The organism is Phreatobacter sp., from assembly GCF_016793595.1.
Taxonomy (GTDB): Bacteria; Pseudomonadota; Alphaproteobacteria; order Rhizobiales; family Phreatobacteraceae; genus Phreatobacter.
Map to the genome: position 1 here is coordinate 756,858 of NZ_JAEULY010000004.1, position 12,872 is coordinate 769,729.

Annotated in this window: 15 protein-coding genes and 1 other RNA gene; 6 read left to right on the plus strand and 10 right to left on the minus strand. The window is 68.6% G+C overall.

What is annotated here, in order from left to right; all coding sequences use genetic code 11:
- The 5 genes from ribB to ssrS all read right to left on the minus strand — a co-directional run bounded on the left by ribB (window position 1) and on the right by ssrS (window position 4,104).
- The gene (gene ribB, locus JNK84_RS07750) at window positions 1–1,326 is read right to left on the minus strand and encodes a 3,4-dihydroxy-2-butanone-4-phosphate synthase (protein ID WP_293422427.1); all 1,326 of its coding nucleotides are present in this window, start codon (window positions 1,324–1,326) and stop codon (window positions 1–3) included.
- Between the two features lie 84 nt (window positions 1,327–1,410).
- On the minus strand, window positions 1,411–2,496 hold the full coding sequence (gene aroC, locus JNK84_RS07755) for a chorismate synthase (protein ID WP_293422429.1): 1,086 nt from the start codon (window positions 2,494–2,496) through the stop codon (window positions 1,411–1,413).
- Window positions 2,497–2,538: 42 nt separating this feature from the next.
- Complete coding sequence (locus JNK84_RS07760; RefSeq protein ID WP_293422431.1) at window positions 2,539–3,342, minus strand: TIGR00282 family metallophosphoesterase; 804 nt, start codon at window positions 3,340–3,342, stop codon at window positions 2,539–2,541.
- Window positions 3,342–3,911: a 5-formyltetrahydrofolate cyclo-ligase gene (locus JNK84_RS07765; protein ID WP_293422433.1), complete on the minus strand. Its 570-nt coding sequence runs from the start codon at window positions 3,909–3,911 to the stop codon at window positions 3,342–3,344. Before JNK84_RS07765 ends, JNK84_RS07760 begins: the two co-directional genes overlap by 1 nt.
- A gap of 38 nt (window positions 3,912–3,949) precedes the next feature.
- A non-coding RNA gene (gene ssrS / locus JNK84_RS07770) (6S RNA) lies at window positions 3,950–4,104 on the minus strand.
- A 161-nt stretch (window positions 4,105–4,265) separates the two neighbouring features.
- Between ssrS and JNK84_RS07775 the strand changes: the two genes are divergently transcribed.
- Window positions 4,266–5,711 (plus strand): FAD-binding oxidoreductase, encoded by a 1,446-nt coding sequence (locus tag JNK84_RS07775; protein ID WP_293422436.1) that lies wholly within the window; start codon window positions 4,266–4,268, stop codon window positions 5,709–5,711.
- Window positions 5,712–5,714: 3 nt separating this feature from the next.
- Here the strand turns inward: JNK84_RS07775 and JNK84_RS07780 are convergent, their stop codons facing one another.
- Window positions 5,715–6,467 carry an SOS response-associated peptidase gene (locus JNK84_RS07780; RefSeq protein WP_293422439.1) on the minus strand — a complete coding sequence of 251 codons (753 nt, stop codon included), beginning with the start codon at window positions 6,465–6,467 and terminating at the stop codon, window positions 5,715–5,717.
- Between the two features lie 114 nt (window positions 6,468–6,581).
- Between JNK84_RS07780 and JNK84_RS07785 the strand changes: the two genes are divergently transcribed.
- The 5 genes from JNK84_RS07785 (at window position 6,582) to JNK84_RS07805 (ending at window position 9,234) form a co-directional block, all read left to right on the plus strand.
- Window positions 6,582–7,094: a hypothetical protein gene (locus JNK84_RS07785; protein WP_293422442.1), complete on the plus strand. Its 513-nt coding sequence runs from the start codon at window positions 6,582–6,584 to the stop codon at window positions 7,092–7,094.
- A gap of 11 nt (window positions 7,095–7,105) precedes the next feature.
- Window positions 7,106–7,540: an NUDIX hydrolase gene (locus JNK84_RS07790; protein ID WP_293422445.1), complete on the plus strand. Its 435-nt coding sequence runs from the start codon at window positions 7,106–7,108 to the stop codon at window positions 7,538–7,540.
- Between the two features lie 67 nt (window positions 7,541–7,607).
- Entirely contained in the window at window positions 7,608–8,024 is a 417-nt protein-coding gene (locus tag JNK84_RS07795) for a TIGR02301 family protein (protein ID WP_293422448.1), read from the plus strand.
- A 152-nt stretch (window positions 8,025–8,176) separates the two neighbouring features.
- Window positions 8,177–8,437, plus strand: a complete 261-nt coding sequence (locus tag JNK84_RS07800) for a hypothetical protein (protein WP_293422451.1) — start codon at window positions 8,177–8,179, stop codon at window positions 8,435–8,437.
- 23 nt (window positions 8,438–8,460) lie between these two features.
- Window positions 8,461–9,234, plus strand: coding sequence for a hypothetical protein (locus tag JNK84_RS07805; protein WP_293422454.1), 774 nt, complete (start codon window positions 8,461–8,463; stop codon window positions 9,232–9,234).
- Window positions 9,235–9,248: 14 nt separating this feature from the next.
- Here the strand turns inward: JNK84_RS07805 and JNK84_RS07810 are convergent, their stop codons facing one another.
- The 4 genes from JNK84_RS07810 to JNK84_RS07825 form a co-directional block, all read right to left on the minus strand.
- A complete protein-coding gene (locus tag JNK84_RS07810; RefSeq protein WP_293422457.1) occupies window positions 9,249–9,749 on the minus strand; it encodes a hypothetical protein in 501 nt (166 codons plus the stop codon).
- Window positions 9,750–9,849: 100 nt separating this feature from the next.
- On the minus strand, window positions 9,850–10,452 hold the full coding sequence (locus JNK84_RS07815) for a class I SAM-dependent methyltransferase (protein ID WP_293422460.1): 603 nt from the start codon (window positions 10,450–10,452) through the stop codon (window positions 9,850–9,852).
- Window positions 10,453–10,569: 117 nt separating this feature from the next.
- A complete protein-coding gene (locus tag JNK84_RS07820; RefSeq protein WP_293422463.1) occupies window positions 10,570–11,310 on the minus strand; it encodes an outer membrane protein in 741 nt (246 codons plus the stop codon).
- 172 nt (window positions 11,311–11,482) lie between these two features.
- Entirely contained in the window at window positions 11,483–12,808 is a 1,326-nt protein-coding gene (locus JNK84_RS07825; protein ID WP_293422467.1) for a dihydroorotase, read from the minus strand.
- Window positions 12,809–12,872 lie beyond the last annotated feature (64 nt).

A 12,872-nucleotide genomic window follows, 5' to 3' on the forward strand; every position in this document is an offset into this window, starting at 1 on the left:
TCAGGTCTCCAGCATCTCCGTCGCCTTGATCTCGATGCCGAAGCCGCCGAGACCGACATAGTGGCGGGTCTTGGAGGCGAGCAGCCGGATCTGCGTCGCGCCGAGATCGCGCAGGATTTGCGCGCCGAGGCCAATCTCGCGCCACTGATCGTCGCGCAGCTTGGCCGAACCGTGGCTCTCGTGCAGGTCCGGCCCCGGCGCGGTCGCCGCCAGCGACTGGGCGGGAACCCCGGCCGTGCCGTCGCGCAGGTAGATCAGCACGCCGCCCTTCTCGGCGAGCTTCTGCATGGCGCAGTCATTGACGCGGTTCTTGCCGAAGACGTCGCGCAGCACCGTCTCGCGGTGCAGGCGGACCAGCGTCGTATGGCCCTCCTCGATCTCGCCGAAGACGACGGCGAGATGCTCGACGCGGTCGTAGGGCGTGCGGTAGGCGATGCCGCGCGCCGGGCCGTAGGGCGTTTCGATCGGGAATTCGCCGGCCCGCTCGACCAGCTTGTCGCGCGCCTGCCGGTATTTGATGAGGTCGGCGACCGAGACCATGACGAGGCCGTGCTTCTCGGCGAAGGCGGTGACCTGCGGCCCGCGCGTCACCGTGCCGTCGTCGTTGACCAGTTCGCAGATGACGCCGATGGGCGGCAGCCCCGCGAGCTTGCAGAGGTCGACGGCCGCTTCCGTATGGCCGGAGCGCATGAGCACGCCGCCATCCTTGGCGATCAGCGGGAAGATGTGGCCGGGGCGGACGAAATCGACCGCTCCGACATTCGGATTGGCGAGCGCGCGCACCGTCGCGGTGCGGTCGTCGGCGGAGATGCCTGTCGTGGTGCCGTGGCGGTAGTCGACCGAGACGGTGAAGGCCGTGCCGTGAGGCGAGTCGTTCGAGGACACCATGGGGTCAAGGCGCAGGCGCTGCGCCTCGCCAATGGTCAGCGGCGTGCAGACGATGCCCGAGGTATGGCGGACGATGAAGGCCATCTGCTCGGGCGTGCAGAGCGAGGCCGCGACGATCAGATCGCCTTCGTTCTCGCGGTCGTCGTCGTCGGTGACCACGACGATCTGGCCCTTGGCGAAGGCGTCGAGAGCGGCCTTCACGCGTTCGGTCGCTTCCAGCATGGCTCTCTCCTCGTCGCGCGGCCCCTTGAGGCCGATGAAATCGTTGGGGGTGACGGCGCCGCCGGTCAGTTCGGCAATGCGCTCGGCCGTCTCGCGCGACATCCAGGGCGTCTCGCCGTTGCAGAGCGCCGTGATCGTGCCCGGCGAAACGCCGAGGCTCTTGGCAAAGGCGACGCGGGTGATGCCGGCGCGGGCGAGCCAGATATCGAGCTTCATGCCCGGAAGATGAGCGCGGCAGGAATTTCAGTCAAACTGAAATTTTGCAGAACCTGCCCTGCATTTCGGCAGAGGTGAACGACTTCAGCCGTTCTGGCCGCGATGCCTGAGATAGTGATCGGCTATCACGCAGGCGACCATGGCCTCGCCCACCGGCACGGCGCGGATGCCGACGCAGGGGTCGTGGCGGCCCTTGGTGAGGATGTCCGTCTCGCCGCCCTTTTTGTCGATGGTCAGGCGGGGGGTCAGGATCGAGGAGGTCGGCTTCACCGCGAAGCGCGCGACGACGGGCTGTCCGGTCGAGATGCCGCCGAGAATGCCGCCGGCATGGTTCGACAGGAACAGCGGCTTGCCGTCATTGCCCATGCGCAGCTCGTCGGCATTCTCCTCGCCGGTGAGCGCGGCGGCGGCGAAGCCGGTGCCGATCTCGACGCCCTTGACCGCGTTGATGCCCATGAGGGCCGCGGCGATCTCGGCATCGAGCTTGGCATAGATCGGCGCACCGAGACCGGCGGGCACGCCTTCGGCCACCACTTCCAGCACGGCACCGATGGACGAGCCGGATTTGCGGATGCCGTCCAGATAGGTCTCGAAAAACTTCGCCTTCTCGGCGTCGGGACAGAAGAATGGGTTGTTGCCGATCTCGTCCCAGTCCCATTTGTCGCGGTCGATGGCGTGCGGACCCATCTGGACCAGCGCGCCGCGCACGGTGAGGCCGGGCACGACCTTGCGCGCGATGGCTCCGGCGGCGACGCGCGCCGCCGTCTCGCGCGCGGAGGCCCGCCCGCCGCCGCGATAGTCGCGGATGCCGTATTTCGCCTCGTAGGTGAAATCGGCATGGCCGGGGCGGAACTTGTCCTTGATGTCGGAATAGTCCTTCGAGCGCTGGTCGGTGTTCTCGATGACAAGCGCGATCGGCGTGCCGGTGGTGACCTGCACGCCCTCGTCATTGGTCATGACGCCCGAGAGGATCTTCACCTCGTCCGGCTCGCGGCGCTGGGTGGTGAAGCGCGACGTGCCGGGCTTGCGGCGGTCGAGATCGGCCTGGATGTCCTCGGCGGTGAGCGGGATCAGCGGCGGGCAGCCGTCCACCACGCAGCCGAGCGCCACGCCGTGGCTTTCGCCGAAGGTGGTGACACGGAACAGGTGGCCGAAGGTGTTGTGCGACATGGTCGGGGATTACAGCCGCGCGCGACGGCGGGCAAGCGCCGCCTAGCGCGTCTGCTCCAGCACGCCGCCGACGCGCAGGGCCTTCGCGGAGGTCGCCAGCCCGTTCGCGCCGATCTCGACGACGATGCCGGACAGCGTGCCCTCGCCCCCGGCGGGCTCCAGTTTGCCGCCCGGCGTCTTCTCGCGCATGCGGCGCAGCGGCTCGGTCTTGTCCATGCCGATGACGCTGTCGTAGTCGCCGCACATGCCGATATCGGTCTGATAGGCGGTGCCGCCCCTGAGCACACGATGGTCGGAGGTCGGGATATGCGTGTGGGTTCCGACCACCAGCGAGACGCGGCCGTCGAAGATGTGGCCGAACGCGTTCTTCTCGGAGGTCGCCTCGGCATGGACGTCGACCACGATGGCATCGGCCACGCGGCCGAGCGGCGCCGCCTCGATCTCGCGCTCGACGGCGACGAAGGGGTCGTCCAGCGGGTCCATGAACAGGCGGCCCATGACGTTGATGACCAGCACCTGCGCGCCGTTCTTCGCCTCGATCAGCGCCGCGCCACGGCCGGGCGTGCCGGGCGGGTAGTTGGCGGGACGCACCAGCCTCGGCGCGCGGTCGATGAAGACGAGCGCCTCGCGCTGGTCCCAGGAATGGTTGCCGAGGGTGACGCAGTCGCAGCCGGCGTCCAGCAGGTCCTGGTAGATGGCCTCGGTAATGCCGAAACCGTGGGCCGCGTTCTCACCGTTGATGACGACGCAATCGAGCTTCAGGTCGGAGACAAGACCCGGCAGCCGTTCGGTGACCGCGACACGGCCGGACTTGCCGACGACATCGCCGAGGAAGAGGAGACGCATCAGAAAGCCCTGAACCCGGTCTCGGTGAGAAGGAAGTCGAGCCTGCGGTCATGGGGCTCGTGGGGCACGGCGTCAACCTCCTGGCACGAAAAGGCGATGCCCACGGCGATGCGCGGCGCGATGCGGTCGAGCCGCGCCAGCGCGAAGTCGTAGTGGCCCTTGCCGTAGCCAATGCGGTTGCCGGCGGCGTCGAAAGCGGCGAGCGGGGTCAGGAGAATGTCGGGGTCGAGCTCGGCCGCCTCCGGCCCCGGCCCAAACGTGCCGAAGCCCATCGGCACGAGGTCCGCGCCGCGGATCAGCTCACGGAACACCATCGGGCCCTTGCGGTCCGGGAAGGCCGGCAAGGCGAGGCGCGCGCCGGCGACGCGGAGGCGATCCATGAGCGGGCGGGTGTCGATCTCGGACTGGATCGGCAGGAAGCCGGAGACGATCTTGCCGGCCACGGAAATGCGGTCGAGCGGGAAGGCCTCGGAGATCGCAAGCGCGGCCTCGATGCGGAAGGCGGGATCGAGCGCATCGCGCCGGGCGAGCGCCGCTTCGCGGAGGGCGGCCTTGAGAGAAGCGGTCATGACGACCGCATCACTGCCAGAGCCCGCGCCGGTTGGGAAGCGGAGCCGCTCCGCCGTCGGACAAGCGATCCCGGGAACCTACCTAAGTAGGTGGGCGCCGTGTGCCCAAGTCCACGGACAAGGGCAGGAACAGCTCCCATGAGATCGATAAGGCCCCGGGGAAAATGTGCCCTGACGTGCGTCGCAGCTCCAGGACACAAGATAGGGCCGAAGCCGCGCCGGCGAAAGAGCCGGCAGGCCCGCCCCACGCGAAATCGGCGTGGGCGAAATCAGCGCTGCCATCCGGCCTTGCCGGTTGACGCTGCGCACCATGGCGGCTGAATAGGCTGAGATTTCGAGGAACGCCCGCCCGCCATGCCTCTGCCGAAGCCATCAGCCGCTCTCGCTCCACCCATGCCGGCCGATCTGATCCGGCGCTTCGCCGCCATCGTCGGCGAGCGCTACGCGATCACAGACCCCGACGACCAGGCGCCCTATCTGCGCGACGACCGTGGCCTCTATCACGGCCGCACCCCGCTGGTGGTCCGGCCGGGTTCGACCGATGAGGTCGCGGCGGTGATGGCGCTGGCCAACGAGACCGGCACGCCGGTCGTGCCGCAGGGCGGCGCCACCGGCCTCGTCGGCGGCCATGTGCCGCACGAGACCGGCGCGGAGATCGTCCTGTCGCTGAACCGGATGAACCGGGTCCGCGCCGTCGATCCCGCCGGCAACACGATGACGGTCGATGCCGGCGTGACACTGCAGCAGGCACAGGATGCGGCGAGCGAGGCGAACCGCCTGTTCCCGCTCAATATCGGCTCCAAGGGTTCCTGCACCATCGGCGGCAACCTCTCGACCAATGCCGGCGGCACGCAGGCGGTCGCCTACGGCATGGCGCGCGACCTCGTGCTCGGCCTCGAAGTGGTGCTGGCGGACGGGCGCGTCTGGCATGGCCTCAGAACGCTCAAGAAGGACAATACCGGCTACGACCTGAAGCACCTGTTCATGGGCGCGGAAGGCACGCTCGGCGTCATCACCGCCGCCGTGCTGAAGCTCTATCCCGCGCCGCGCTCGATCGAGGCCGCGTGGGTGGCTGTCCCCTCGCCCCATGCGGCGCTGACGCTGCTCGGCCGCGCGCAGGAGAAGGCCGGCCCCTCGGTGACCGGCTTCGAGCTGATGCCGCGGAACCTGTTCGGCTTCGTGCTGAAGCATCTGGCGGGCGCCCGCGACCCGTTGAGCGCGCCTTCGCCCTGGTACGTGCTGATGGAACTGTCGAGCGCCTCCGCCGCCGGCCTGCGCGAGACGCTGGAGGAGATTCTCGCCAGCGGCTTCGACGAAGGCATCGTCACCGACGCCGCGCTCGCCGACACGATCGACCAGCGCAACGCCTTCTGGCGGCTGCGCGAGGGCATGAGCGAGGTGCAGAAACTTGAAGGCGGCTCGATCAAGCACGACGTCTCGGTGCCCGTCGCGGCCGTGCCCGCCTTCATCGCCGAGGCCGTGGCCGCCTGCGAAGCCTATCTCGACGGCTGCCGCCCCGTGCCCTTCGGCCATCTCGGCGACGGCAACATCCATTTCAACGTCAGCCAGCCCATCGGCATGGAGAAAGCAGCGTTCCTCGACCACTGGGACAAGGTGCAGACCATCGTCCACGACATCGTCGGCAAATTCGGCGGCTCGATCTCGGCGGAGCACGGCATCGGCCGCATGAAGCGGGACCTGCTGCCCGGCGTGAAGGACCCGGTGGCCATGGAGATCATGCGCGCGGTGAAGGACGTGCTGGACCCGAAGCGGATCATGAACCCCGGCAAGGTGCTGTAGCAGTCAGAACAAACTCCCCTGCCCGCCATCCCCGTCCGTCTTCTTCGGCACCGCCCGCTTCGGCTTCGCCGGCGCAGGCTTTACCGCTTCCGCTTCCCCCGCCGGGGCCTGAACCTCCGGCCCGTCGTTCGAGACCTTGTTCACCGCCGGGCCGATGCGGACCAGCTCCAACTCGGTCTGGAGCGGCGGCGACAGCAGCGCCTCGGCGCGTTCGGTGCTCGTCGCGGGGTCGAGCCATTCGTTCCAGTTGGCGGGGTCGAGGATGACGGGCGTGCGGTGATGGATCGCCGCCATCGGCCCCTCCGCCGCTGCGGTGATCAGCGCGGCTGTGTCGATCTCGGAGCCGTCGGGCGACACCCACGTCTCCCACAGGGCCGGAAAGGCGAAGGGACCGCCATCGGGACGCCTGATCACATAGGGCGTCGATGTCTTGCCGGCGCGCTGCCACTCGTAGAAGGCGTCGGCCGGCATCAGCGCGCGCCGCCGCAGGAAGGCGGCCCGGAACGAGGGCTTCTCGCGCGCGCCCTCCGAGCGGATGTTGAAGACCAGCGGGAAATCCTTCGGATCCTTCACCCAGCCCGGAATGAAGCCCCAGCGCATCAGCACGAAGCGCCGCCTGCCCTGTTCGATGGTGACGACGGGTACCGGCTGGGTCGGCGCGATATTGTAGCGCGGCGGAAAATTCGGCCGCTCGTCATAGCCGAAGGCCTGCTGCATGGCCTCGGGGCTCATCTTGACCGCGAACCGTCCGCACATGCGGCCAACCTCCCTCGTCCAGCGTCAGAAGCGCCGCCCGGATTACCGGCGCTTAAGCCTTCCTTCACCGCAGCCATGCCTCATTGTGGCAGATTCCGGGGCTGCCTTATCTCAATGCTCGACGACCTTCTCCAGGATGCACCGCCAGTGCTGACGGCCGAGCGCCTGCGCGCGGCCAACATCCATCCGGAGACCAAGCTCGCCACCGACTATCTGAACCATTTCAACGAAGTCATCATGCTTCTGGAACTGGTGCCGTCGATGCCGGACTGCATCGACGATGTGCTCGGCTGGCAGCCCGCCACCTACGAGGAGCATTTCATCCGCTCCAGCTACCGCGACAAGGAACTGGTGCTGGAAGCCTTCGCCCAGGCGCCCGTCGCCTCGCGCCGCCGCTTCCTCGCGGTGGTCGAGGAGATGAACCAGGTCATGGCCGACACGATCGGCCAGCTCACCGCCCAGGGGCCGACCGCCGTCGCCGGCTTCATCGCCGAGGAAGCGGCCGACCGGCTGAAGCATCTCGCCGCCCGCGCCGCCGGCCTGATGAACGCCGTGATCGAGCAGGACGAGGATGTTCTGGAACCGGCCTCGGCGCAGGATGCGATCGACGCGCTGATGACGCGCTGATCCGGAAGACCATGTCGGACCGCTCCTATCCTGCCCGCCCGATCCTCGCCGCCTCGACAGCGGTGATCCGCGATGGACGAATCCTCGTGGCCCAGCGGGCCAACGCCCCCGGCGCCGGGCTCTACAGCCTGCCGGGTGGCCTCGTGGAGGTCGGCGAAACGCTGGCCGAGGCGGCGGCGCGCGAACTGATGGAGGAGGTCGGGGTCGTCGCCGCGCCGCTGGCGATCTGCGGCCATCGCGACATCATCGCCCGCGACGCGCAGGGACGCGTCGAGCGTCATTTCGTCGTCGTCACCTTCGCCGCGCGCTGGACCGAGGGCGAGGGCGCGACAGGGCCGGAAGCGGCCGATGTCAGATGGGTCACGCCGGACGAGCTTGTTGCCCTGCCGACCACGGACGGGCTCGGCGAGATGGTGCGCGCCGCCTTCGCGGCGCTGGGCGGATAAACCGGGCCGTCAACCGTTTCCGGCGGTTCCGGTTGCGCGGCTCCGCCGCCTCGCTCATATCTCGCTCATGCCAAGGCTCGTCGCCGCCCTCGTGATCGCGCTCCTGCCCGCGCCGGCCCTCGCGCAGGCGCAGCGTCCGGCGACGCCGGCGGCCGCCCCGCCACAGCCGGCAGCGGTGCTTCAGGCGCCCTACGAGCCGCAACTCATGCGCCTCGCCGAGATCATGGGCGCGCTGCACTATCTCAGGACGCTCTGCCGCGCACCCGAGACAGGCGCTTGGCGGCGCGAGATGCAGGCGCTGCTGGATGCCGAAGCCGCCGGCGGCGAGCGGCGCGAGCGCCTGACCCAGAGCTTCAATCGCGGCTATGCCGGATTCGAGCAGACGCACCGCACCTGCACCGACGCGGCACGCCTCGCGACCCGGCGCTATATCGACGAAGGCCACCGCATCGTGGTCGATATTACCGGCCGCTACGTCAACTAAAGCGCTGCCCCCACAGTGTCATTTCGGGAACGCCGCGGATTTATTCACCGGCGTTAACCTTCCGGTCAGAATTGGCGCGACCCACCCCCTGCCCGTGGTAGGGTTTCAGCGATGGGACAAGGCCGACGAACAGGCCCGACGTGGACGCGATGATGCATTTCCTACCCGCTGCTGCCGCCCGCTCCGTGGAGGCCGAAGACCAGCGCCATGCGGCCATGGGCTACGTGTCCGAGGCCTTCGCCGAGGCGCGCCTCGACGGGCTGGATACCGACTGCATCGCGCAAGCCGCCCTGTTCGCCTCCTTCGTCGAAATGGTCGCCACCTATGGCGAGGAGGCCGCTGCCGTCTTCGCTGAACGGCTCGCCGAGCGCGTGCGCAATGGCGAGTTCACGGTGGACCGCTCCTCGCACTGACCGCCCTTTCCCCCGAGGCCGACGTGACCCCGCGCAGAACCGCATTGCTGGCAGGGCTCGTCTCGACGATGGTGCTCGGCGTGGCGGTCGCGCAGATCATGCCGGCCGACCGCCACCGCATGCCCGATCCGCAGCTCTCCGGCTCGTCGACGACCATCAGGCCGTCAATCCGCGACGTGACGCCACGGACTGGCGAACCCGCAGCAGGTTCCGCGCAGGCGCCCGCGCCCCAGGTCCAGCCATCGCCTGCCCAGTCATCCCCCGCCCCGGCCCAGCCGCGAGCGGCCCAGCAAGCACCGACGCCACCCCGCCCGGCTCCCCGGCCGCCGGCTTCGGTCGACCTGCTGCCCGACAACGAGGACTTGCGCGAACGGGTCGGCTCGATGCGCGAAAAACTGATCCTCGCGGCGAAATCCGGGAACATCGAGCGCCTTGGCATCGTGTTCCAGACGAACGAAACGATGCCGGTCTTCGCGCGCGGCGGCGAGCGCGACCCCATCGCGTTCTGGAAGCAGGCCTCGGGCGACGGCAACGGCCACGAGATCCTGGCGATCCTGCTCAACATCCTCGACCTGCCGCCGGCCCTCATCAACAAGGGCACGCCGCAGGAAATGTATGTCTGGCCCTATCTCGCCCATGTGCCGCTGGCGAACCTGACGCCGCAGCAATCGGTCGACCTCTACCGGCTGATGACGGCGCAGGACGTGCGCGACATGCGCACGCTGAACGCCTGGGTGTTCTGGCGGATCGGCATCGGGCCGGACGGGACGCTGCACTATTTCCTGGCCGGCGAGTGATCCCGACCTGAGGCCTATTTCCGCGTCAGACTCTGGAGAATGCCGCGCAGTTCCGCCGCATAGGTCTGCTCGCCCTCCTTCGACCCCCAATAGGTGAGGATGACAGCGGCGGAGGGGCTGATGATGAAGACGCTGACGCTGATCTCGATATTCTCGTCGTCCTCGTCCTTGCCGGAATAGGCAAGGCTGACGGCATCCATGCCGTTGATCTGAGCAGCCTGCTGGCGCTGGGTCGAGACGTCGATCCGGACACCCTGGCCGACGAGATAGGCGAGCGTCTGCTTCACCGCGTCCTCGGCATTCTCGATCGCGGCAGGGCGGACCGCGACATAGATCTCGTCGTCGGCGCTGGTGGCTTCGACCCCGCGCTCGGTGACGGTCGGCGACCAGGCATCGGGCAGCGTGACCTGGGCAATGGCCGGCGAGCCGAGCTCATAGGTCGCGGCGGTGGCTGGAAACGCCGCGAGACAGACGGCGGCAAGGGTCGCGAGCAAGGCGGTGACGACGGCGCGCATGGAACCTGTTCCCCGGATGGACAAGGGGCCAGACTGGCAGCAGGCGGCGCTGCCTGTCGTCTCATCCCGCGCAAGGATCGCGTTTATTCCAGCCGGCGCGTCAGAGCGGCGCGTCGAGCACCAGAGCGGTCCAGGAGATGTCGGAGCGGCCCAGCATGTCCGGGTAGCTGGCCATGTGGCGCGCGGCGAAGCCATGGCCGGCGGCGAGCACGGCCGTTTCCTCCCCCGACACGTCGAACATCCGACGGCCCGGCGGCACGGGACCGTGGCGAAGCGTCATGAACAGACGGCCCCCCGGCGCGGCCAGCGCGGCGAGATTCGCCATCGCGCGCGTCCGCTCGCCCGCGTCGAGATGCATCCAGACGGCGGTGAGGAAGATCGCATCGAACCGTTCGCCGAGCGCCATCACGGCCGCAAGGTCCGGCAGCATGTCGTCGATCCAGGCGATGCCACGGCCGGCATGCAGCCTTTGGCCATGGGCCCGCAGTTCCGCGGTCGGCTCGACGGCGGTCACCGCGAAGCCGCGCGATGCCAGCGCCGCCGCGTCGCGGCCGGTTCCCGCGCCGATATCGAGCGCACGGCCCGGCGGCGGCAGATAAGGCAGGATCGCCGCGTGCACCTCCTCGAAGGTGACGCTCTCATACTGGGCGGCGAGCTTGTCCGCCTTCTCGGCATAGCCGGCCGTCGAATTGCCTTGCGCCACGTCGCCACCTTCCTCCACCCGCCATATGGGGCCGCCCCGACGGTCCGCCAGATGCAACAAGCCCGGCCTTGCGGGCCGGGCTTGTCGGATGAACGGGCGGAGGCGCGCCGGGCGAACTCAGTAGCGCGCGACGACCGCCGAGGGGCCGGTGGAGAACAGGTAGCTCACGCCGAGGCGGACCGTATGGGTGTCGAGCTTGTGGCGGGTCTGAGCGCCGGCCACGCCAGTCGTCGAATAGGTGCGCCCACCGTAGTTCGCGTAGAGATATTCAGCGCGAACGGCGACGTTCTGGGTCACGGCGTAGGCGAGACCGGCGCCAACCGTCCAGCCCGCGCGGGTGCCGCCAAACCGCGTGTTGGGGGCGCAGAGATCGCTGGGCCCGAAGGCCGTGCAGCCCGTCGCATTGATGAAGGCGAGACCGCCGGTCGCGTAGACCAGCGCGCGATCGATAGCGAAGCCGGCCGTGGCACGCACGGAGCCGTCCCAGTTGCCGCGGATGCGTGCGACCCGGAGCCCGGAATTCACGAAGGTCTCGCGGCTGGCATTGCCGAGCCAGGACAGATCGCCCTCAAGGCCAAGCACGAAATTGTTCGCGAACTGGTGGCGATAGCCAACGTGCCCGCCAAGCTTGAAACCCTGCGGCGTGGCGGAGCCGAAGAAGATCGGGGCGCCAGGATAGGAGACATAGCTCGGGCCGGCCCAGTAGCCGGCATCCGCACCGGCGTAGAAGCCGGACCAGTTGAACACCGGCGCGATCACCGCCGCCGCGACGGGCGCGCGCGGCACGCCGAGATCGGCAGCGGCGGCCTGACCGGCGAGAGCGCCAATGGCGGCGAATGCGAATGCGAGCTTCTTCATGGTCTGGTCATGCTCCCAAGCGGGCACCGGGCCCGATTCCGTAGGGGAACCCAATACCATGCTACCGGATTCCCGCAGGGAAAAAGCCGCAACAGAGAAGCATATCCCGCAAGATGTTGCAGCATTGCCACTCTGGACCACGGACCGGGTCCGCGGGAGGGGGCGCAGCCCTCTACCGCTGGTCCTGAAAGCGCACGGGCCGCCCGCCCGAGGGCGTCACGAGATCGCCTTCCCACATGACGCGGCGGCCACGGATGACGGTGCCGACCGGCCAGCCGGTGACCTCGACGCCGTCATAGGGCGTCCACTGGCTTTTCGAGGCGATCCAGCCATTGGTGATGGTCTGTTTCCGCTTCAGATCGACGACGGTGAAATCGGCGTCGTAGCCGGCGGCGATGCGGCCCTTGCCGGCAATGCCGAAGATGCGCGCGGGGCCGTGGCTGGTGAGATCCACGAAGCGCTCCAGCGTGAGCTTTCCGGCATTCACATGGTCCAGCATGGTCGGCACCAGCGTCTGCACGCCGGTCATGCCGGACGGCGAGGCGGGGTAGGTCTTGGCCTTTTCCTCCAGCGTATGAGGCGCATGGTCGGAGCCGAGCACGTCGACGATGCCCTGCGCGATGCCCTTCCAGATGCCGGAGCGGGCGCGCTCGTCGCGCACCGGCGGATTCATCTGGGCCAGCGTGCCGAGGCGCTCGTAGCAGTCGGGGGCGACAAGGGTCAGGTGATGCGGCGTCGCCTCGCAGGTGGCGACATCCTTGTGCTGGCGGAGATAGTCGATCTCCTCGGCGGTGGAGATGTGCAGGACGTGGATCTTGGCGTTGAAGCGTTTGGCGATGCCGACGAGGCGCTCGGTGCAGGTGAGCGCGGCGATCTCGTCGCGCCAGACCGGATGCGAGCGCGGGTCACCCTCGATGCGCTCGCCCTTGCGCTCGCGCAGGCGATATTCGTCCTCAGAATGGAAGGCCGAGCGGCGGCGCGTGTTCCTCAGGATCGCCGCGACGCCGTCATCGTCCTCGACCAGCAGCGAACCGGTGGACGAGCCCATGAACACCTTGATGCCCGCCGCGCCCGGCAGGCGCTCCAGCTCGGCGACGTCCTTCGCATTGTCGTGCGTGCCGCCGACCCAGAAGGCGAAGTCGCAGTGCATCCGATCGGTGCCGCGCTTCACCTTGTCGGCCAGCGCCGCCTCGCTGATGGTCAGCGGATCGGTGTTGGGCATCTCGAAGACGGCGGTCACGCCGCCCATGACAGCCGCGCGGGAGCCGGATTCCAGGTCTTCCTTGTGGGTCGGGCCGGGCTCGCGGAAATGAACCTGGCTGTCGATGACGCCGGGCAGGATGTGCAGGCCGGTGCAGTCGACCACCGCGCCGGCCGAGCCCTGCGAGAGGTCGCCGATGAAGGCGACGCGGCCTGCGGTGACGCCGATGTCGCGCTGGCCGCGGCCATCCTGATTGACCACCGTGCCGTTCCTGTAGATCACGTCATAGTTCGGCATGGCATCCTCCCGGCAGGCGGCCGGGCCTTGCTCCCGGCGCGGCCTCGCTTATGTCGGAGAACGA